Origin of the sequence: Paraburkholderia lycopersici, assembly GCF_900096975.1 — a bacterium.
GTDB lineage: Bacteria > Pseudomonadota > Gammaproteobacteria > Burkholderiales > Burkholderiaceae > Paraburkholderia > Paraburkholderia lycopersici.
The window spans coordinates 1-19814 of the sequence record NZ_FMYQ01000050.1; the positions used below are offsets into that span (position 1 = coordinate 1).

At 65.9% G+C, this 19814-nt stretch carries 19 protein-coding genes; 8 read left to right on the forward strand and 11 right to left on the reverse strand.

All coding sequences use genetic code 11. The features are described 5' to 3' along the window. Positions 1–360 precede the first annotated feature (360 nt). Both BLU17_RS31205 and BLU17_RS31210 read left to right on the forward strand, forming a co-directional pair. Positions 361–1068 (forward strand): glycosyltransferase family 2 protein, encoded by a 708-nt coding sequence (locus BLU17_RS31205; protein WP_092006340.1) that lies wholly within the window; start codon positions 361–363, stop codon positions 1066–1068. A gap of 166 nt (positions 1069–1234) precedes the next feature. Continuing rightward, positions 1235–1957, forward strand: a complete 723-nt coding sequence (locus BLU17_RS31210) for a PIG-L family deacetylase (protein WP_092006343.1) — start codon at positions 1235–1237, stop codon at positions 1955–1957. Positions 1958–1985: 28 nt separating this feature from the next. Here BLU17_RS31210 and BLU17_RS31215 read toward each other — a convergent pair whose 3' ends face one another. From BLU17_RS31215 to BLU17_RS31230, 4 genes are read right to left on the reverse strand one after another with little or no spacing between them, the layout of a single operon-like run. Next, positions 1986–2906, reverse strand: a complete 921-nt coding sequence (locus BLU17_RS31215) for a cation diffusion facilitator family transporter (RefSeq protein WP_092006346.1) — start codon at positions 2904–2906, stop codon at positions 1986–1988. A gap of 9 nt (positions 2907–2915) precedes the next feature. Continuing rightward, positions 2916–3533 carry an SAM-dependent methyltransferase gene (locus BLU17_RS31220; protein WP_092006349.1) on the reverse strand — a complete coding sequence of 206 codons (618 nt, stop codon included), beginning with the start codon at positions 3531–3533 and terminating at the stop codon, positions 2916–2918. A gap of 15 nt (positions 3534–3548) precedes the next feature. Then, complete coding sequence (locus tag BLU17_RS31225; protein WP_092006352.1) at positions 3549–4625, reverse strand: hypothetical protein; 1077 nt, start codon at positions 4623–4625, stop codon at positions 3549–3551. Further along, positions 4625–6292: an FAD-dependent oxidoreductase gene (locus BLU17_RS31230; protein WP_092006355.1), complete on the reverse strand. Its 1668-nt coding sequence runs from the start codon at positions 6290–6292 to the stop codon at positions 4625–4627. The genes BLU17_RS31225 and BLU17_RS31230 overlap by 1 nt, the downstream gene beginning before the upstream one ends. Before the next feature lie 80 nt (positions 6293–6372). Between BLU17_RS31230 and BLU17_RS31235 the strand changes: the two genes are divergently transcribed. After that, positions 6373–7053: a CHAD domain-containing protein gene (locus tag BLU17_RS31235; RefSeq protein WP_245747109.1), complete on the forward strand. Its 681-nt coding sequence runs from the start codon at positions 6373–6375 to the stop codon at positions 7051–7053. 27 nt (positions 7054–7080) lie between these two features. Further along, positions 7081–7212 (forward strand): hypothetical protein, encoded by a 132-nt coding sequence (locus BLU17_RS34350; protein WP_281247877.1) that lies wholly within the window; start codon positions 7081–7083, stop codon positions 7210–7212. Here BLU17_RS34350 and BLU17_RS31240 read toward each other — a convergent pair. From BLU17_RS31240 to BLU17_RS31250, 3 genes are read right to left on the reverse strand one after another with little or no spacing between them, the layout of a single operon-like run. Beyond that, positions 7209–8807, reverse strand: coding sequence for an efflux transporter outer membrane subunit (locus tag BLU17_RS31240; RefSeq protein WP_143189390.1), 1599 nt, complete (start codon positions 8805–8807; stop codon positions 7209–7211). The genes BLU17_RS34350 and BLU17_RS31240 overlap by 4 nt on opposite strands. A gap of 1 nt (position 8808) precedes the next feature. After that, positions 8809–10389, reverse strand: coding sequence for a DHA2 family efflux MFS transporter permease subunit (locus tag BLU17_RS31245; protein ID WP_092006358.1), 1581 nt, complete (start codon positions 10387–10389; stop codon positions 8809–8811). 32 nt (positions 10390–10421) lie between these two features. Then, on the reverse strand, positions 10422–11600 hold the full coding sequence (locus BLU17_RS31250) for an HlyD family secretion protein (protein ID WP_092006361.1): 1179 nt from the start codon (positions 11598–11600) through the stop codon (positions 10422–10424). 286 nt (positions 11601–11886) lie between these two features. Between BLU17_RS31250 and BLU17_RS31255 the strand changes: the two genes are divergently transcribed. From BLU17_RS31255 to BLU17_RS31260, 3 genes are all read left to right on the forward strand, one after another. Further along, positions 11887–13686 carry a thiamine pyrophosphate-requiring protein gene (locus BLU17_RS31255; RefSeq protein WP_092006364.1) on the forward strand — a complete coding sequence of 600 codons (1800 nt, stop codon included), beginning with the start codon at positions 11887–11889 and terminating at the stop codon, positions 13684–13686. Positions 13687–13731: 45 nt separating this feature from the next. Then, positions 13732–13854, forward strand: coding sequence for a hypothetical protein (locus BLU17_RS34355; protein ID WP_281247878.1), 123 nt, complete (start codon positions 13732–13734; stop codon positions 13852–13854). A gap of 169 nt (positions 13855–14023) precedes the next feature. Beyond that, complete coding sequence (locus BLU17_RS31260; RefSeq protein ID WP_092006367.1) at positions 14024–15805, forward strand: glycoside hydrolase family 15 protein; 1782 nt, start codon at positions 14024–14026, stop codon at positions 15803–15805. Positions 15806–15808: 3 nt separating this feature from the next. On the opposite strand, the gene BLU17_RS31265 is transcribed toward BLU17_RS31260, so the two are convergent. After that, on the reverse strand, positions 15809–16570 hold the full coding sequence (locus BLU17_RS31265; protein WP_092006370.1) for an MgtC/SapB family protein: 762 nt from the start codon (positions 16568–16570) through the stop codon (positions 15809–15811). Positions 16571–16692: 122 nt separating this feature from the next. Here BLU17_RS31265 and BLU17_RS31270 point away from each other — a divergent pair, with 122 nt between their 5' ends. Then, a complete protein-coding gene (locus tag BLU17_RS31270; protein WP_092006373.1) occupies positions 16693–16995 on the forward strand; it encodes a hypothetical protein in 303 nt (100 codons plus the stop codon). A gap of 88 nt (positions 16996–17083) precedes the next feature. Here the strand turns inward: BLU17_RS31270 and BLU17_RS31275 are convergent, their stop codons facing one another. From BLU17_RS31275 to BLU17_RS31280, 3 genes are all read right to left on the reverse strand, one after another. Beyond that, positions 17084–18382, reverse strand: coding sequence for a c-type cytochrome (locus BLU17_RS31275; RefSeq protein WP_245747110.1), 1299 nt, complete (start codon positions 18380–18382; stop codon positions 17084–17086). After that, complete coding sequence (locus BLU17_RS33440) at positions 18379–18783, reverse strand: cytochrome C oxidase subunit I (protein WP_176929259.1); 405 nt, start codon at positions 18781–18783, stop codon at positions 18379–18381. Before BLU17_RS33440 ends, BLU17_RS31275 begins: the two co-directional genes overlap by 4 nt. Before the next feature lie 35 nt (positions 18784–18818). Beyond that, the coding region (locus BLU17_RS31280; RefSeq protein ID WP_143189391.1) for a cytochrome c oxidase subunit 3 at positions 18819–19814 on the reverse strand (996 nt) is incomplete at its 5' end.

The following is a 19814-nucleotide window of genomic DNA, read 5'->3' on the forward strand; positions in this document are numbered from 1 at the left end:
ATGCCTGTTACCCTGCGCTGAGCACACGCACGCCTCTCAGTGAATCATGGCGCTCGACCCGTCGCTCAGAGCGACGTCGACAATGGATCGCTTACGAACGAGACGATCGCGGGTGCTCCCCGAATCGTGCAGCGCGCATGATGGGCAACGGTGGTGCTCATGGTGTCGGCTCCTCTACGCAGGCGGATTGTGACGAACGTTGCAGCGCGATGCGTGGTTCCGGCCAAATCGCATGCCCCGTGCCCGCAGCGCGAGCACGACGGGTATTGGAGTTGCGCTTGCGCTCACATGAGGCTCCTCGCGGGCCGAGACAGGTGCATGCGCAACCCACGCTTAACCCACAACGGCTCGAGGATCTCCATGATCGGCATCGTGATACCCGCGCACGACGAAGAATGCCTCCTTGAGTCCTGCCTGCGAGCAGCCATGACAGCGGCACGTCACCCCGTGCTTTTGCGCGAGCCCGTGCGCGTGCTGGTGGTGCTGGACGCGTGCACAGACGGCTCGGCTGCCATCGTGCAGCGAACGGGCGCGGAAAGTCTGGTTGTCGATGCCTGTAACGTGGGTGTTGCCCGTGCGGCCGGCGCATGCTGGATGCTGGAGCGGGGGGCTCGCTGGCTTGCTTTCTCCGACGCTGATAGCAGGGTTGCACCAGATTGGCTCTCCGCGCAACTGGCGCTCGGAGTCGACGCCGTGTGCGGGCCGGTGACAGTCGACGACTGGAGCCACCACCCCGCGCGCGCACTCGACGCGTGGCGAGCGCGCTACCGCGACGCCGATGGTCATCGCCACGTGCATGGCGCGAACCTCGGCGTGTCAGCGCTGGCGTATCGGCGCGCAGGCGGCTTCACCCAGCTCGCTTGCGGCGAAGACGTGGCGCTGGTCGAAATGCTGGATGCGACAGGTGCGAAGATCGCATGGAGCGCCGCGCCGCGCGTGGTCACGAGCGCGAGGCTCGATGCACGCGTGCGCGGTGGCTTTGGCGACACGCTCGCCGCGTGGGCGCAGAGCGAGATGCAAAACGAAGAGCAGGATGGCGATGCAACCGCCATCGCCGCGGCCGGCTGAGATCTGTTAGGAACAGCGGAATGGGGCTTGCATGGTGCTTTTCGGGCGCCGTTTGCTGCGACACATGGAAATGCGGATCCAACATTTCTTCCTTGTTCGCGGTGGTCGTGGCAACAGCAGCGCCACGCCTACGTAAGAAGTGCTAATCGATACACGGACGACTGCGATGCACAAAGATTGCCTGCGTCCCGAAACGGCGAGCACTGCGTGCCCGCTTTTCGTGGTCTCGCCCCATCTCGACGATGCGGCGTTCGGATGCGCTGCGCTACTCGCCGCGTGCCCGGGGGCATGCGTCTGCACGGTGTTCGCAGGATTGCCTGCACATCCCCAGAGTACGCAGTGGGATCGCGCCGCGGGCTTCGACGATTCGACGCAAGCGATGCGCGAGCGCAGGCGCGAAGACGATCGCGCCCTTGCGCACTTCGGCGCACGCGCAATCCGGTTGCCCTTTCTCGACGGCCAATATGGCGCGTTACCTGATGTCGGCAGGCTTGCGGATGAAATTGCGAAAGCGTACGAGTGTGCTTGCACGGTCGACGCATCGCTCGTCGTGCCGCTGGGCGTGCGTCACCCGGACCATATGCGAGTGGGCGAGGCGTGGGCTCGCCTGCTGCGCACGGGCCGGGTGGGGTCCTGCATCGTCTATGAAGATGCGATTCATCGCGCGGCGCGCGGCGCCGTGGAAAAGCGTCTGGCTGAACTCGAGGCGGGTGGGTTGCATGCTGCGCCACTCGACGAGTCCTGGCGCCCGGAACGCCTCGGCGCGCGCGCGCTTTCGATCAGGCGGCGCGCCATCCTCGAATACGCAAGTCAGCTACGCGCCTTCGACTCGGCCTTTCCCGCCGATCTCGCGAGGCCCGAGCGCTACTGGTGCGTGAGGCGGGCATAACGACATGGGCATAGCGACGGCACGCAGATCAAGGCGGATGCTCGCCGTGCTCACGCAGCTCAGGCTCGAAGAAGACCCACCGCACAGCCGGAAAAGCATCCTGCAAGGCGTTCTCGATACGGTCGATGACGCGCACGAGTTCTTCTGCATCGCAGTGTTCGGAGAGTTCTGCCTGGATGGCGACAAGCAGGCTGTCCGACCAGCGTAGCACCACGAGGCTTACGATATGGCCGATTTCGGGCCGCGCGTCGAGCCAGGCGCGCATCGCCTTGCGCACGCCTGGACGCGCCGCCTCGCCAACGATCAATGACTTGATTTCCCGTAGCGAAAGTACCGCCGTCGCCATCATTACGAGGCCAACGCCAATGCTGCCAAGCGCGTCGAATCCCGGCCGGCCTGTGAGGGTCGCGAGCCCGGTGCCGGTGAGCGAGACGAGCACCCCCGCAAGTGCTGCGGCGTCCTCGCCAATCGAAAGCATCGTTTCCAGTTCGCCGGTTTCGCGAAACCAGCGCCAAAGACCACCCGCACGGCGCTTCCTGTCGATCGAGAGGATCGATGCGCGTAACGAAGCGCCCTCGACCACCGCGGAGACGAAGACCACGGCCACTGCGACCTCCGGGCGATCGAGGCCAGTGCGATGCCAGACACGCCACACGCCGATCACCATCGAAGCGAGACCACCGACCAGAAAGAACTGCAGCGCGACCAGCATGGCGTAGAAGTGCGTTTCACGGCCAAAGCCTAAAGGGTGCTCCTCGTCGGGACCGCTGTGCGCCGCGCGCCGTCCTGCAATAAGCAGCACCTGGTTCAGACAATCAGCGCTGGAATGCACCGCTTCGGACAGCGTTGCGCCGGAGTTCGTGTACGCGGCCGCCGCGAATTTGCAGAGCGCCACCACAACATTCGAGGCGAGGGCGTAGTACACGGCGCGGGGGACAGTGGCCGGCATCTTTGGTGCTCAGCACGCGCGTTCACGGCGGGCCACGCTGAGCGGATCCGCGCTCCATACGTCGAGCAGAAAGTCAGCATCTTCCGCATGCACGACGCGATGCAGCGAGGCGCGCAGTGCCTGGTGCGCGAAGATGTCGTGCACGCGCGTGCTATCGACCATCCAGGCTTCGCCGCCGTGCCGCCAGTGGCAGCAGAGGAGCGTGCCGTCCGCCTCAAGCGCCGTTGCGGCGAGCGTTGCCATTTCCGCGCAGCCCGCTTCTCCCAGGTAATAGGCAATCTCGCTCACCACGATCAGGTCGAAACGGGCGGCGGGCCAGTCGGCGGGCATGGCGCGCCGCTCCACCTGCACATGAGCGAACGACGCGAGGCGCGAGCGGGCGATCTCCACAGCGCGCGGGGCAAAGTCTGCGCATAGCAACTGTCCACAGCGCGGCGCGAGTGCCGCGGAAAGCTCCCCACTCGCACAGCCTGGCTCAAAGGCGCGGCGGTAAAGTGCGCGCGGCAGTGCGGCGAGCGTGAGCGCGCGTTTGCGTGCCTCGTACCAGCTTGTGTGGTAGCGCCATGGGTCGGTGCCACGCGCGAACTGTGCATCGAAGTGGGCGGCGCGCGAGGTGAGTTGTTCCATGGTGTGGCCGCAGGCTCAGAGCGACCAGTCCTCGTGCGCTGCGGTACGCTTCGCGAGCGCGGCGAGATCGTGCTCGGCGTGGCTCTGGCGCACGAACACGGGTAAATCCGCCGCCATCCGGGCGAACCAGCGGTTGCGGCATAGCGGCGCCGCGCCCAGGCCTCGCGCGCAGGCGTGCAACGTGGCATCCACCGCGCTTTCGACTGCGGCCCGCACACGCAGCGCGAGCGCCATGGAGTCGGCCTCTGGCGCGGAGTCGATTGTCCGCGCCGCCTCGCGCAGCAATGCGCGTGCGGCACTCAACGCCACATCGGCCGCTCCCAGGTGCGCACTCAGGTGAGGATCGTCGCGTTGACGGGCCGCGTCGCGCAGGCGCACGGCTAGCGCCGCCGCCGCGCCGTACCAGCAGGCGGCGATGCCGGCGCCCCCGTGCCAGAAGCCAGGGCGTCGCAAGTACCCGCCGCTTGGACCAACGAGCGTGGCCTGCGCGTTGAGCACGTCGATCTCGACGCTTTGCGTCGCCGCCATGCCAACTGCTTCCCAGCCGCGCGCCGTGACTGTCACGCCCGGCTGGCCAACGGGCAGCGCAGCGAGCCAGTCGCGATCGTCGCTGTCGACGCAGGTCACAAGCGCGTGCGTGACGAATGCCGCGCCCGAGCACCACGGCTTGACGCCGGAAAGCAATACCTGCCCGCTGCGACTGGACGTGTAACGCAGTTCGTTGCATGGCGAGCGCGCGGCCCATACGCCCCATATCGCGGGGTCGGCGCTGCTTGCCGCACCGCAGCGCGGCATGCCTGGCGCAGCGAATTCGGCCTGAATGGCGAGCGCGTCGGCATGCGCCTCGTAAATCTTGATGAGAGAGAGATCGTGGCCGGCGAGCCCTGCGAGAAATTGCCAGCGCGCGAGCGTGTGGCCGCCGCCCGGCTGTGGCAGCGTCGGGCACGCTGCGACCAGCTGGCGTGCAGCATCGGCGAGCGACTGTGCGTCGAGCGGCAGCGTGCAGCCTTTCAGCAGCGCCGCGAAGTCGAAGTGGCCGTGCTTGCTGTCACCGGCTGGCGCGCGGACAGAGACAGATGGGCTGTGTTCCATCACAGCCCCAGAATCCCGCGTGCTTCGTCGGTAGACAAACGCTCGCGCATCCGCTCGCTGAGTAGCGCCATCTCACGCTCGTAGCCGCAGGCCAGCGCGGCCTGGAGACGACCCAGCTGCAAATAGAGAATTGCGAAGCGTTCATCACCGGGACGCCCGGATATCACAATATCGTCCCAGCTACCGGCGTGGCCGAGGTAGTCGAGGCGCTTGTCATAATGCTCGGTCCAGAAGAAAGGCACTCCCTCGTAGCGCACGTTTTCGCCAAGCATGTTCAGCGCGGCGATACGCGCCTGTTGCTGCGCCACACGCCAATGCTCGATGCGGGTCGTCTGCGCAGAGCCTGGAGTGCCTGCCATGCTGCCCAGCGGGAAGCGCGCGATGTCGCCGACGGCGTAGACATCCGGGGCCGCACGCATGGTGGCGTCCACCGACACGTCGCCATCTTCGCCAAGTTCGATACCGCTCAGAAACTGCGTGGCGGGGCGCACGCCGATGCCGACGATCACCGCTTTCGCGCGAACAGTTCGGCCGTCGTCGAATTCGACGCTTTCGACGGTACGGACTCCCTCGAAGCGTGTGGCCTTTGCCCGGTGGAACACCGCGCCATTTGCTTCGTGCCACTCGCGCATCAAGCCGCCGACGCGCGCGCCGAGCACCCGCTGCAGCGGCAGACCGCTGGGCGCGACGATGGTGACCTTCACACCGCGTTTTCTTAAGGCCGAGGCCGTTTCGAGGCCGATGAAGCTGTCGCCCAGAATGATGACGGGGTCGCCTGGCGATAACGCTTCGAGGATGCCGCCCGCGTCACCGAGCGTTCGCAAGGTGAAGACATGGCCGAGTTCCGCCCCGGGAATGCCGGGCCGCAACGGCGCTGAGCCGCTCGCGATCAGCACGGCGTCGAACGAGGGCTGCTGGCCGTCCGCGAGCGTCATCTGTCGCGTTGGCACGTCGAAGCGCGTCACTTCGATGTGCTCAATTCGCAGGCGCGGGTCGCAGGTCAAGGCTTCGGGAAGAATAGCCGGGACCTCGCCGGGCTTCATCTCGCCAGCCGGCACGAACTTGCTCAGGCAGGTGCGGTCGTAGGGCGCTTGCGGCTCTGCGGCGAACATCGTCACATTGCCTGCGAAGCTGCCTTCGAGCAGCGTGGCGGCCGCCGCTGCCGCTGCGGCACCGCCGCCGATGATCGCGATGTGGCGCTGCGACTCGCGCCTGGCTTGTTTTTGGTCTTGCGGCACGGCGCGACCCGATTCGAGGTCGATGAACACGGCGTCCGAATCGACGCGCACCGGGTATATTTTCAGGCCCTCGAGTGCAGGTGGTTCCAGCCAGTGACCGTTCTCGACGGCGAAAGCCGCCTTGTGCCAGGGACACACGACACGCTCCCCGTACAGCGCACCCTGTTCGAGCGGTGCGCCCGCATGCGGGCAATTCGCCGAAAATGCGCGTACTCGCGCATGTGACCCCGTTCCAGCGTTCACAAGCAATACCGCGACGCCTTCGAGTTCCACGCGCTGCATGCTTTGCGCAGGCAGCGCCGCAATCTCCATTGCCTTGATCCACCTCGCCATCGCACGCTCCCGATCAGCCGATTCGACCTGGGCGAGCGCAAACAACGTGCCGGGATGCATGGACTGTCGCTGCATCGAAAGTCTGCAGTGGCACATCACTTGCGGTGGGTTAATTGCCTATGCAGCCGGAGCACCACAGGGCAGCACAGGCAAGCGCTCAGCAGTGGGAGGGGCACATGGACAAGGTGGATACAAGACAAGGCAGTGGGCGTAAGGACGCGCAATCGCAGTTCTCGCGCCACGCGAAGCCGTTGATCGACGAAGCGCTCGCGCGAGCCGGGAGTCCGGGCTCCGATCCTGAGAAACTGCACAAGCTACGCGTCGCGTTGCGACGGCTGCGCACACTGTTGTGGGCGTGGCGGCCACTGCTCGGGCGCAAACTCGCCGAGCCGCAGCGTGCGTTTCTCAAGCGCGCAGCGTCAGCGGCAGGCGAGGCGCGTGACTGGGACATCGCCATGGCATTGCTCGACGGGAAGACCGGCACGAAAGGCGACCTGGCGTTTTCGGCCGAGCGCGTCGAGGCCGCGCGGCGCGAGGCCCGCGAGGACGCGTGGCAGACGCTCGAAGCCACCGACCTCAAGCACGCGTTGCGCGACATGTTGCACGAAATGAATCGCGAACTGAACACTTGCGCGCACCGTACGCCGATGAAGCGCCTCGCACATGAACGCGTACGGCTGGCGCGGAGCGCGTTGCGCAAGCGCATGCGCCGCGCACGACATGCGAAACGTAGCGACTACGCCGCATGGCATGAGGTTCGAAAAGGAGCGAAACGGTTGCGCTACGTGCTGGAATTCTTCGAATCGACGTTGCCGCGGCGCGAGTTGCGGCACGTCAAGGCGCTCAGGAAGCTTTAGGACCGGTTTGGATCGCTCAATGACGCCGTGAGCAGCGAACGCCTGCTTGCCCAGCACCGCGAGGTTTTCGCCGATGCAGCGAGCGCCGACGTCGCGCTTGCGGACCTCAAGCGCGAGCGCAAGCGCCGCCGTCGCGCGGCGGGCAAGATGCTCGGCTAGGGCGTCATCGCGCTGGGAACTGACGAAGACGTTGCGAGGGGCGTAGCATTTTCCCAGCCTCCGCCCAGCGCCTTGTACAGCGAAACGAGGTCGGTGCAGACTTGCAGTTCGCCTTGCTGGGCGTTCTGCTCGGCGCTGCTCAATTGTCGCTCTGCATCGAGGACGTCGATAAAGGAGACGAGGCCCTTGCGATAACTCTCGCGCGCGAGATCAAATGCACGCCGCTGGGCGCCGGCGCTCTCGTTAAGCGAGACGAGCCGGGCCTGATCGGTACGATAGACGTCCAGCGCGTTATTCACGTCGCGCAGCGCGCCGAGCACGGTCTTGCGATAGTCGAGCGCCGCCTCGACCTGCTGGAGTTTCGAAAGATGCAGATTGGCCACGAGCGCGCCGCCCTGGAATACCGGCAGTGAAACGCTCGGCCCCCACGACCAGAAGAGGCTCGCCCAGTGGGCGAGATCGTGCGGCGACGTCGCACGTGTGCCGACCTGCCCGGTGAGCGAGATGTCGGGGTAGAACTGCGCGACGGCCACGCCCACGTTGGCCGTGGCCGCGTGCAGCGAGGCTTCGGCGCGGCGAATGTCGGGACGGCGGCGCGCGAGCGTAGCGGGCAGCCCGACTGGCACCGTGGGCGGCATGCCGGGCAGCACACCGGGCGGCGTGAGTTCCGCGTCCAGCGCGCCGGGCGTTTCGTTCACCAGCACCGCGAGCGCGTTGAGCGCCTGCGCGATCTGCTGGTCGTACTGGGGCAGCAGGGCCTCGGTTTGCGCACGCTGGGCCTGCGCGCGCTCCACGTCCAGTTCGCTTTCCAGCCCGTGCCTTGCGGCACTGCTCGCGAGTTCCACGGTCTCGCGCTGTTCGGCGATCAGGTTGACGGCCGTGGCATGCAGCATTTGCGCGCCACGCAACTGCAAATAGGTCTGCGCGACTTCGGCTTCGAGCGAAACCTGGGCGTCGCGCTGCGATTCGATCGCGACCTCGGCCTGTGCGTTCGCCGCTTCGACCGAGCGCCGCACGCGCCCGAACAGGTCCAGCTCCCACGAGGCGTCGAACCCCAACTGCCACAGGTTCACGGGCGCGGTGAGCTGGTTGAGAGCGCTTTGCGCGCCGCGCTCCACGCTCGCCCCAGCGCCCGGCGCGATCTGGTTGATGGGCGAGTTGGGTTCGCCGAGCGCGTCGACCTTGTTGTACACGCCCGCCGACTCGAGGATGCCTTTCGCGCCGAGTTGTTCGCGCTTGTAGCTCCCACTTGCGCGCACGTTCGGTAGACCTTGCGCTGCAGCCTGCTGGGTTTGCTCGCGCGCCTCGGCAATGCGCACGACCGCTATGCGCAGGTCGGGATTGTCTTTCAGCGCGCGCTCGATCAGGGAGTCCATCGTCGAATCGCCGAAGCTGCGCCACCAGAGCGGGTCGGGGTCGGCTTCGACGGTTGGCGTGGAGGAGGCCCGCGGCTGCGGCTCTTGCCGCGCCTCACTGGCGCCGCGCTGTATGGCGCGCCAGTCGGCGGGCGCCTCCGCCTGCGGTGGCTTGAAATCGGGGCCGACAGTGCAGGCGCAGAGCGCAGTGACGGCGAGCATGAGCGGGAGTGCGCGCATCTCAATGGCCTCCCGAACCCGAAGCCTTGACCGGCGAGAAGAGCAGCGCGAGCGGCGTGAACAGCACGCAGAAAATAGCCAGAATGCCGAACACATCGATATAGGCAAGGATCGTTGCCTGCGAAACGAACGTTTCGTAGAGGTGACCGTTGGCAGTCTGCATGGCTTGCGCGAGCGGCGCGCCGGTGCTTTGCATGACGGTTTGCGCCTCTCGCGTGAGCGTGTCATGGTAGTTCTGCGAAAACGGCGACATATGCGCGGAGAGATGCGCCATCCACGCCTGGGAACGCTCGCGGATCAGCGCCGTGGAGACCGAAATGCCGATCGAGCCGGCCACGTTGCGGAACATCGTGAAGAGCGCGGAAGCGTCGTTATTCAGTTCCTTCGGCACGGTGAGGTAGGCAAGCGTCGTGACGGGCACGAACAGAAAGCCGATGGCGATCGATTGCGCGCTGCGCAGCTTGACGAGCGTGATGTAGTCGATGTCGGGTGTTAGCGTGCGCGCATAGATGAGCGCGATGGCGAGCAGGATAAAGCCGGTGAAGACGAGCATGCGCGTCTGGATATGCGGCATCAGGCGGCTGATGATGGGTATCTCCAGCGTGATGAGCAGCGCGCCCGGCGAAAGCACGAGGCCCGCGAGCGTGGCCGTGTAGCCAAGCTGCTGCTGCGCGAGTTGCGGCACGATCACCGCGCTGCCGTAGAGCACCGCGGCGAATGCGGCGATCATGCAGCAGCCCAGCGCGAAATTGCGGTCGCGCAGGCAGCGCAGGTCCACCACCGGGTGCTTCGCATAGAGCAGGCGGAAGATCGCGCCCACAATGCCGAGCGCCGCGAGCACCGTGAACGTGACGATGAAGGGCGAGGACCACCAGTCGTCGTCCTCGCCGCGATCGAGCATCACCTGGAGGCAACCCAGGCCCACGGCAATGAGCCCGATGCCCCAAAAGTCCACATTGCGCCAGTCCATGCGCTGCTGCGATTCGCGCTTCACCCACGGCGGATCTTCAACGAGCTGGAGGACAGCAAGCGTGGTGAGCACGCCCACGGGCACGTTGAGCAGGAAGACCCAGCGCCAGGAGAAGTTATCCGTGATCCAGCCGCCGAGCGTTGGGCCGAGCACCGGCGCGACGACGATAGCCACGGCGGAAATGGAAAACGCGCGCCCCCGCTGGCTGGCCGGGAACGTGTCGAGAATGATCGACTGCTGGTTAGGCTGCAACCCGCCGCCGAAAAAGCCCTGTGCCACGCGAAAGATTACGAGCTGACCGAGATTCGTCGCCACGCCGCAAAGGAACGAACACACCGTGAATGCGACGATGCAAACCATGAAATAGCGCTTGCGTCCGAGCACGCGGCCAAAGAACGCCGAAATGGGTAGCACGATGCCATTGGCGACGAGATACGAGGTCAGCACCCAGGTGGCTTCGTCGTAGCTCGCCGACATCGTGCCCGCGATATGCGGCAGTGCGACGTTCACGATGGTCGTGTCCAGCACTTCCATGAACGCGGCCAGCGTCACGGCAATCGCGATCAGCCAGGGGTTGCCGGCGGGGTGCCAGTTGCTTTGCGCATTGCTCATAACGGGCTCATAACGGACTCATGGCGGCGCGCTCAATCGGTCAGATAAACCGTGGGCACGACGGAAAGGCCCAGCGGCAGCGGGCGGTTGCCGGGCAAGCCGTCGTCGATCACGATTTTCACCGGCACGCGCTGCACGATCTTCACGAAGTTGCCCGTGGCGTTCTCGGCGGGAAACGCGGAGAAGCGAGAGCCGCTGCCAAGCTGGATGCTGTCCACGTGGCCGTGCAGTTCCAGGTTCGGATAGGCGTCCACGCTGATCTTGACCTTGTCGCCCGGGCGCATGCGTGTGAGCTGGGACTCCTTGAAATTGGCGGTTATCCACTCCTGCGGCGTGACGATCGTGAAAAGCGACGTACCCGCCTGAAGGAAGCTGCCGAACTGCACGTTCCGGCGCGTGACCCAACCGTCGGAAGGCGCGTGCAGATCGCACCATGCGAGATTAAGTTGTGCCGTATCGAGCTGCGCCTCGGCCTGCGCGACCTGTTCGCGATGCACGTCCACGGAAGCCACCGCCTGGCGGATTTGCTGGGGCACGAGGCTGGCCGTTTTCAACTGCGCCTGCGCGCTCATGACGTCGGCATGCATCACGCGCTGCTGGTCGGTGGCGGTGTCGATGTTCTGCTGGGTCGTGGCGCGGGGGTCGACGCCATGCTGGCGATCGTAATCGGCCTGCGCGCGGGCGAAGTTCGCGTTCGCCGTTTCGATCTGCGCACGCGCCTGCTGGTATTGCGCCGGGTACTGCACCCGCGCGATATCGAGCTGCGCCTGGGCTGAGAGCAGTTGCGCCTTGGCAAGCCCCAACTGTGCGCGCGCCTGATCGACCTGGGCCGCATAATCGCGCGGGTCGATCTGCACCATCAGGTCGCCCTTGTGTACGAACACGTTGTCGTTGATGTTGAGCTGCGTGACGTAGCCCGACACCTTGGGCGCGATCGTGACGGCGTCGCCATCGGTATAGGCGTCGTCGGTGCTCACTTCGTTGCGTGTCATGAACCACCACACGAACGCGACGATCGCAAGAAGCACCAGCACGATGCCGAGCACGATGAGCGGTTTTTTGCCGGGCTTTTTGCCGCTGCGCCTGGCGTTCTTGCCAGCGTCCTTTTTCGACGCGTCGTTTCCGGACTTCGCCCCGCCAGTGCGGCGCGGCTTGCCGCGATGTGCCCGAGTCCATGCGCCGATGCCGTGCGACGCTTTCTGCTCAGGCATGCGCGGCTCCCTGCCCGTAGGCGAATTCGGTTGAAAGTGACAAAGAACTCATGCGGCGCTCGCGGGAATGTGAGGTCCTCAGAAAGGGGGCGGAAGTCGATTCGGGAACGGTTGGCGCTTCGCGCTCAGGACGCCGGCCGCTCGCAGTCGCGTATAGCAATCGCTGTGCCCATTCGCGCTTCGTTCACGTGAATCGACCCGTGTGCGTAAGCGTTCTGCCGGGTTCGACGTTTGCGCTGGGGAGCCGTGAAGACGATTCAGGGACCACCCGCGAGGAGAACGGCAAATGGCGACGACAACGGTAAGCGACTTCATCGTCGAGCGGCTGTATGAATGGGGCGTGCGGCGCATCTTCGGCTACCCCGGCGACGGCATCAACGGCATGTTCGGGGCGCTTCAGCGCGCTGAGGGAAAAATCGAATTCGTGCAGGCACGCCATGAGGAAATGGCGGCCTTCATGGCGAGCGCGCATGCCAAGTTCACGGGCGAACTGGGCGTGTGCATCGCCACCTCCGGCCCCGGCGCCACCCATCTGCTCACCGGGCTCTATGACGCACGCCTGGACCACATGCCGGTGCTTGCCATCGCGGGTCAGCAAGCGCGCGCCGCGATCGGCGCGCACTATCAGCAGGAACTCGATCTCGTCTCCATGTACAAGGACGTGGCGGGCGCATACGTGCAGCAACCGAGCGTGCCTGCGCAGGTGCGCCACGTCGTTGACCGCGCGGTGCGCATTGCGCTTTCTCGGCGCACGGTCACGGCCATGGTGCTGCCCAACGACTTGCAGGAACTCGAATACGAGCCGCCTGCGCGCAAGCACGGCACGGCGCACTCTGGTGTAGGGTACGCCGCGCCCGAGGTCGTGCCGCGCGAAACCGACCTCAAGCGCGCCGCCGAGGTGCTCAATGCGGGGCACCGTGTGGCGATACTCGTGGGTGCGGGCGCGATGCACGCTACCGACGAAGTCATCGCCGTTGCCGAACGGCTGCAGGCCGGTGTGGCGAAGGCGCTGCTCGGCAAGGCCGCGGTGCCGGACGATATCCCCTGGGTAACGGGCAGCATTGGCCTGCTCGGCACCAAGCCTACCGACGAAATGATGTCGGCATGCGACACCTTGCTGATGGTCGGATCAGGCTTTCCGTACTCCGAATTTTTGCCGAAAGAGGGCGAAGCGCGCGCGGTGCAGATCGATATCGACGCGGGCATGCTGAGTCTGCGCTACCCGATGGAAGTGAGCCTCGTGGGCGACAGCGCGGCGACCCTGCGCGCGCTCTTGCCCTTGCTCGAACAGAAGAATTCCACGAGCTGGCGCAACCGCATCGTGCATGCGGGCGAGCGCTGGCAGAGGGTGCTGGAGGAGCGCGCGCAAGCGCCGGCGACCGGTCGCAAGGTGAACCCGCAACGTGTGGTGACCGAGCTTTCGCCGCGCTTGCCCGAAGGCGCGATCGTCACGAGCGATTCGGGCTCGTGCGCCAACTGGTACGCGCGCGACCTGAAGATCCGGCGCGGCATGATGTGCTCGCTTTCGGGCGGCCTAGCCTCCATGGGCGCCGCGGTGCCCTACGCCATAGCGGCCAAGTTCGCGTATTCGAACCGGCCCGTGATCGCACTCGTGGGCGACGGCGCGATGCAGATGAACAATATGGCCGAGCTTGTGACAGTCGCCAAGTATTGGCGGCAATGGGATAGCCCGCACTGGATCTGCTGCGTGTTCAACAACGAAGACCTCAACCAGGTGACGTGGGAGCAGCGCGTCATGCAGGGCAACCCCAAATTCGAGGCCTCGCAGGACATTCCCGACGTGCCGTATCACCGCTTCGCGGAGCTGGTCGGGCTCACGGGCATCTATGTGGACAACGCAGAACGGCTTGGCGAAGCCTGGGACCAGGCGCTCGCCGCGTCGCGTCCTGTGGTGATCGAGGTGAAGACCGATCCTGAGGTGCCGCCGCTACCGCCGCACGTGACGATCGAACAGGCGCGCCATTTCGCGCGCGCGCTGATGGAGGGCGACCCCGGCGAAGGCGGCGTCATTTCAAACACCGCGCGTCAGGTGATGGCGAGCGTGCTTCCGGGCAAGAAGCCTTGAGTGTGCCTGCGTACTCGTTAAACACAGCAACCGGAGCCAGGTGCGGTGAAGGTGGAGGTCGTGCAGCGCTTCGCCTTCGACGAGATGCCCAGGGGCTTCGAGCATCTTGCACACACCCACTCGCACGGCAAGCTCGTGGTGATGCGCCAGTGGCACGATGCGCTTTGAGAAGCGCGCGCCCTTGCAAGCGTTACCTGTAATCGATGCGAGCGTCGAATGCATGCCCGGTTCCGGGAGCCAAACGGCACCGCCTTTTTTTGCGGTGAACCATTCGGGAAACCGAAGTGCTGGGCTCTGACTGATTACGCGCGATCGTGCGCCGACGGCGCTGGTGCCTATGACCACGACCCGTTCTATAGAAGACTACGCCTTGCTTGCGGACGGCCGCAGTGCCGCGCTGCTGAGTCGCGACGGCTCGATCGACTGGCTGTGCTGGCCGCGTTTCGACAGCGCGCCCTGCTTTGCCGCACTGCTGGGCGGCGAACGGGACGGCTGCTGGCATCTCGCGCCCGTCGATGCGCCGCGCCGCGTGAACCGTAGTTACCAGCCCGACACGCTCGTTGTCGAGACCGAGCACGAATGCGAACCCGGCAGCGTGCGCGTGACCGACTTCATGGCGGCGGCAACGGGCGAGCCGTGCCTTGTGCGTATTGTGGAAGGCCTGCACGGCAGCGTGGCCGTGCGCACCGCCTTGCAGTTGCGGGGCGCGGTCGCTGCGAAGACAACGGTCGGCAACAACGGCGTGGCCACCGTGTGCTCGTCGTGCGGTGCCGTGACCCTGCGCACAGATGTGCCACTGGAGGCTCGCGCCCACTCACTCCAGGCCATTTTCACCGTACGCGCCGGCCAGCGCGTTGCCTTCACGCTATGCCCGGACGAGTGCGCAGGCCTCGATACCAGCACCGCCGTACCGGCACTGCACGACACGCAACGTCACTGGCGGCGCTGGATCAATGATTTCGACGATAGCCGCACGCTCTGGCCGCAAGCCGTGCGCCGCTCGCTGCTCACGCTCAAGGCGCTGATCGACCGCTCCAGCGGCGCGATGGTCGCCGCGCCCACCACCTCGCTTCCGGAAACGCCGGGCGGCGATCTCAACTGGGACTATCGTTACTGCTGGGTGCGCGACGCGAGCTTCGCACTGGAGGCGCTGCTGGAAGCCGGTTTTCACGACGAAGCGCGCGCCTGGCGCGATTGGCTGCTGCGCACGCTCGGCACGTCGCACGGACGCATTCACGTAGCGTATTGCGTGGACGGCAGCCGCGTGCCGCGCGAGCGCTGCGTGGAGAGCCTGGCTGGCTGGCAGGGCGCGAGGCCGGTGCGATTCGGCAACGCAGCCGCGACGCAATATCAACCCGACGTGTTCGGCGAAGGGCTCGATTGTCTCTATCTCGCCCGCCGGGCCGGCATCGATCCGACGGCGGACGAGGTTGATCTCGAGGCTCGCATCGTGGGCTGGCTGCTCGAACACAGCGACAAGCCCGGCTCGGGCATCTGGGAAACACGCGGCGCGGCGCGCCAATATACGGTTTCGCGAGTCATGGCATGGGTGGCGCTCGACCGCTTCATCAAGCACTGGTGCAAGGACGGGCCCGGGGCAGGCGACCCTTTCGTGCAGCGTGCGATTGAACAGCGCGACAAGTTCCATGAGGAAGTCGGCACGCACGCGTGGGACGCGCAGCAAGGCGCGTTCGTGCGCTGCTATGGCGAGACGGGGCTCGACGCAAGCGTGCTCCTCATGCCGCTGGTGGGCTTCATGCGCGCCGACGAGCCACGCATGTCAGCAACCATCGACGTGATCCGCAGGGAACTGGGCGATGGCGGGCTGATTGGCCGCTGGCGCCGCGGCGATGATCTCGCGCCAAACGAGGGCACATTTCTGGCCTGCTCATGCTGGATGGCCGATTGCCTTTACCTGCGCGGCGACGAGGACGCCGCACGCGAGCAGTTTGAACGCGTGCTTGCGGTGGCGAATGACGTGGGGTTGCTAGCCGAAGAATACGACGTGCGCACAGGCACGCTGGCGGGCAATTTTCCGCAGGCGCTCAGTCATCTCGCTGTCGTCAAGACGGCGCTGCTTTTGAGCGGCTCGGCGAAGGGCCACCGCAGAGGCAGCTGAGCTTCATCGTTCGTTAGACCACGAGGCTTCTTCGTGCATGCACGCAACGAGCGCGGAAAGCGCCGCTTCCATGGCGTCGTCGTCGGGGCGGGCACGCCAGCGCACTTCGAACAACGCGTCGAGCCGCTGGTGCGAGGCCGTTTCGGCCGTGTGATGTGTCACGCCGCGCAGCACGACGCGGCAACGGCGGCCGCTTAGTGCATCGTCGAGCAGTTTGCGGGCGTCGTCTCCCGCATCATGGCCGAGCGTCACATAGGCGCGCCGCCCGCGCGGCAGGAAATCTTCGAGGTGGTCCAGTGTTTGCAGCACGACGAGCCCCAACAGAGTGCCTGCAATCGCGAGCACGTACTGGCCGCCGCCTGCGCAAAGCCCTACTACCGTCACGTACCACATCGTGGCCGCCGTCGTGACGCCTTGCACGAGCCCATCCTTTCTCAGGATCGACCCCGCGCCGATAAAGCCCACACCCGAGAGAATGCCGAGCGGTAGCCGCATGAGGTCGAGCGTGATGAAGGAATCCTGAGCTTTGCCGTGCTGTAGCAATAACACGTTCACCTGAAGCATGGCGAGGCAGACAAGCATCGTCGTGCGCAGCCCGGCCGCGTTGCCCGTCTCGCCGCGATTCAGGCCGATCAGCGCACCGGCCACGATCGCGACGGCCAGGCGCGCCGCGAAATCGGGCCAGCTAACGATGAGGGCATCGGGTTCATGGGGCGGGTAAATGAGAATCGGAGTTGCCTCGCAATACGTGACCGCAATACGCATGCCGTGCGACGAAAATGCAACGATGATTCACGGCACGGCACTTGCGAAAGAGGGGATGCGCGCGAGTGGTTCCAGACTAGACACCCGCATTTCTTTCGCCACGATGATGAGGAAAGCCAATCATGAAACCACGTCACTCTTTCATTCCTGCACTCGTTAGTCTCACGCTGGCTGCATCTTCGGGTCTCGCGCTCGCGCAGGGCTCGGGCGGCGGGGCGGGCAGCACCGGCACGAGCCCGGGCGGGGCGACCGGCGGCGCCAGCGACGCCTACCCGGCACAAAGTGCTGAACAGAATCCATCTGGCACGGGCACCACGCATAAGTCGACCACGCATCACACGAAGCACGTGAACAAGCAAAAGCAGATGAACGATACGACCAACACCCCGGGTGCGGACGCGAGCAGCGATACCAAGGGACAATAAGCGCCAACAAGCGCTAACAGGCGCACACGAACGCGGCGTGCGGCGTTGAACCGCCACGCGCCGCGCATTTTTCGATTGAAGCGTCCTTTCAGCGATGAATCGCTGCGCGCAGCCGCGTGACTTCAGGAGGCGCCACGGGCGCGGCGTTATTCCCCCATGCGCCCCGCACGAAACTCGCGACCTGCGCGACCTCGCTGTCGGTGAACTGCGTGCGGAATGCCGGCATTTTGCGCGGTTCGCCGCCGCTGCCCGTCTGCGGGCTCTGGCTGCCTTCCACGATGAGACGCAGCATGCTCGTCGGGTCCGACGAGAGCGCGAGCGAACTGCCCGCGAGCGGCGGCGCTTTGTCGGGTTTGCCCACGCCATCCGCGCCGTGGCACTTCGCGCAGTACGAAAGATAGAGGCCCGCGCCGGGCCGCTCCGGCGTGCCGCCGTGCAGTACCGCCATGGTCGAGGCGCGCGCGGCGGCGGAATCGGCATACTGGCCGCTCTCCTCGCGTGCGGGCAGCGACTTCAGATACGTGGCGATGGCATGCAGATCGTCGTCGCCCAGGTATTGCGTGCTCGCGCTCACCACGGGCGCCATGGCGCCGAACGCATACGCGCGGTCGTTGTGGCCGTCGCGCAGGAACGCGGCGATGTCGTCGGCGCTCCAGCGGCCAAGACCGCTGCCGGGGTCGCCCGTGAGATTCGGCGCGTACCAGTGGTCGGTCACGCCGCCCGTGAGGTAGAGCGGGCTACTTTGCGTGTAGCCCATTTCGTTGTAGGCAGGCCCGCGCGGCGTGTGGCACGCGCCGCAGTGGCCAAGTCCCTGCACGAGCCACGCGCCGCGATTCCACTGCGCGGAGTGCGCAGGGTCCGGTTCGAAGGGGCCATGCTGAGCAAACGCGAGACGCCAGATCAGCATCACCCAGCGCTGGTTGAACGGAAACGGCAGATGCGTTTGCGGCGCGGCGTTCGGCACCGGCTTTACGCCATACATGACGTACTGGTAGAGCGCGTTGACGTCGCTTGCGTGGAGCGCCGCAAACGACGGATAAGGCATCGCCGGATAGAGCCGCTTACCGTCACGCGCCACGCCGCGCTGCAAGGCCGCGGCGAACTGCGCGGGCGTGTAGTCGCCGATGCCGTGCACGGGGTCGGGCGTGATGTTGCTCGCGTAGATGGGACCGAACGGCGAATTGACGGCGAGACCGCCGGCGAAGGGTTCGCGTTTGGCGGAATCGTGGCACGAGGCGCAATCGCCCGCTTTCGCGAGCTTCTCGCCGAGCGCGATCTGGGCGGCATCAGGCGGCGGTTTCGTCGTCGCGAACGGCTCGTTGCGGTGACAGCCGGCGAGCAGCACGAGGGCGGCGAGCAAAGCGCTCGAACAGGCGCGTGCATTCATCGCAACGCCCCGCATAGATGTTCGAGCGGCAGCGCGAACAGCACCGTTGTCGTGAACACGAGCGCGATCGTGAACGCCACGGCAACGGCCGTGCTGCTCCACGCGAGAAAGCCGAATGTGTCGCGCTGTGGCGTGTTGACGGCGGCGCTGGCGCGCCACGTGCGCTCCGCCAGCAGCGCGCCGGTGAGCGCCAGCGCGAATGCGGCGGCGGAGACGAGCGCAAGCGTCCAGTGCACGACCTGCCAGGGCTCGCCATTGCGTTGCGGGACGCCGCCCGCGCATGCCGTGGCCGCGAGCGTTTGGCAGAACAGCACGTGGGCCGCCCAGATGGCCGGTACACCAAAAATGCCGTACCACACGGCAATATGCTGCCGCAGCGTGGGCCGGATGCGTGCGGGCACGGGTGCTGGAGGAACCGGAGACGCGGCGGATTGCATCATCGTCCTCGCATCCAGTAAGGCGAGAGATAGAGCACGGAGAAGATGAAGAGCCACACCACATCGACGAAGTGCCAATACAGGCCGCCGATGGTGAGCGCCGCATCGCGTCGGCCGTCGAAATAGCCGCGCGCGATCCAGAACGCGAGCGCGGCGAGCATCAGCACGCCTGCCATCACGTGAGCCATGTGAAAGCCCGTAATCGTGAAGTAGAGCGAACCATACAGATTCGTCGCGAGCCCGTAGGGCCGGTCGTGCCACTCGAAGAACTGGATCGTGACGAAGGCGACGCCGAGCGCAATGCCGACGATCATCGACCAGAACGCGGGCCAGGAGCGCGTGCGCCGCACGAACGCGCCCGCGAGCCACACGAACACGCTGCTCGTGAGCAGCAGCACCGTGTTCAGTCCGCTCATGCCGAGCTTGGGCAGGCCTTCGGGCGGCCAGGGCTGTGCGCTTTGCGAAGCGAGATAGAGGTACGAGAAGATCAGATAGCCGAACAGCGCGGTTTCCGTCACGACGAGCGTGAGCACGCCCCACCAGCCGCCCGCATGTTCGCCGGCACTGCCGACGGGCAGGGCGAGGGTTTCGTCTTCGCTTCGGATCGTGATCGACTCGGCCGCCGTCTCGGCGACTTTGCCGGCGGGCGTGGTGCCTTGCGGCGCGAACGGTTCGCGCTGTCCGAGCGAGCGCCGCGGCCACAGCCACGAGAGCAGCGCGAGTCCGCACGCGAGCCCGGCGAGCGCGGTGAACTGAGTCGAATGGAACAGCAACCCGACGAACACGAGCGTCGAGGCCACGCCCAGCACGAAGGGCGCGTAGCTGTCCTCGGGCATCTTGAGGATGACGTCGGGTTCGCCCGCGAGCGGCGTGACGCCCAGCGCTTCGCGCCCGCGATGGAGCAGGTAGCCCGTGCGCGGCACGTTCGCGTCGGGCTGCCAGAGCGGATCGCGCGAGCGCACGCTCGGCAGGATCGCGAAGTTGTACGGCGGCGG

Coding starts and splice junctions, on each gene's coding strand:
- BLU17_RS31205 (WP_092006340.1), top strand. CDS start 361: ATGATCGGCATCGTGATACCCGCGCACGACGAAGAATGCCTCCTTGAG.
- BLU17_RS31210 (WP_092006343.1), top strand. CDS start 1,235: ATGCACAAAGATTGCCTGCGTCCCGAAACGGCGAGCACTGCGTGCCCG.
- BLU17_RS31215 (WP_092006346.1), bottom strand. CDS start 2,906: ATGCCGGCCACTGTCCCCCGCGCCGTGTACTACGCCCTCGCCTCGAAT.
- BLU17_RS31220 (WP_092006349.1), bottom strand. CDS start 3,533: ATGGAACAACTCACCTCGCGCGCCGCCCACTTCGATGCACAGTTCGCG.
- BLU17_RS31225 (WP_092006352.1), bottom strand. CDS start 4,625: ATGGAACACAGCCCATCTGTCTCTGTCCGCGCGCCAGCCGGTGACAGC.
- BLU17_RS31230 (WP_092006355.1), bottom strand. CDS start 6,292: ATGTGCCACTGCAGACTTTCGATGCAGCGACAGTCCATGCATCCCGGC.
- BLU17_RS31235 (WP_245747109.1), top strand. CDS start 6,373: ATGGACAAGGTGGATACAAGACAAGGCAGTGGGCGTAAGGACGCGCAA.
- BLU17_RS31240 (WP_143189390.1), bottom strand. CDS start 8,807: ATGCGCGCACTCCCGCTCATGCTCGCCGTCACTGCGCTCTGCGCCTGC.
- BLU17_RS31245 (WP_092006358.1), bottom strand. CDS start 10,389: ATGAGCAATGCGCAAAGCAACTGGCACCCCGCCGGCAACCCCTGGCTG.
- BLU17_RS31250 (WP_092006361.1), bottom strand. CDS start 11,600: ATGCCTGAGCAGAAAGCGTCGCACGGCATCGGCGCATGGACTCGGGCA.
- BLU17_RS31255 (WP_092006364.1), top strand. CDS start 11,887: ATGGCGACGACAACGGTAAGCGACTTCATCGTCGAGCGGCTGTATGAA.
- BLU17_RS31260 (WP_092006367.1), top strand. CDS start 14,024: ATGACCACGACCCGTTCTATAGAAGACTACGCCTTGCTTGCGGACGGC.
- BLU17_RS31265 (WP_092006370.1), bottom strand. CDS start 16,570: ATGCGTATTGCGGTCACGTATTGCGAGGCAACTCCGATTCTCATTTAC.
- BLU17_RS31270 (WP_092006373.1), top strand. CDS start 16,693: ATGAAACCACGTCACTCTTTCATTCCTGCACTCGTTAGTCTCACGCTG.
- BLU17_RS31275 (WP_245747110.1), bottom strand. CDS start 18,382: ATGAATGCACGCGCCTGTTCGAGCGCTTTGCTCGCCGCCCTCGTGCTG.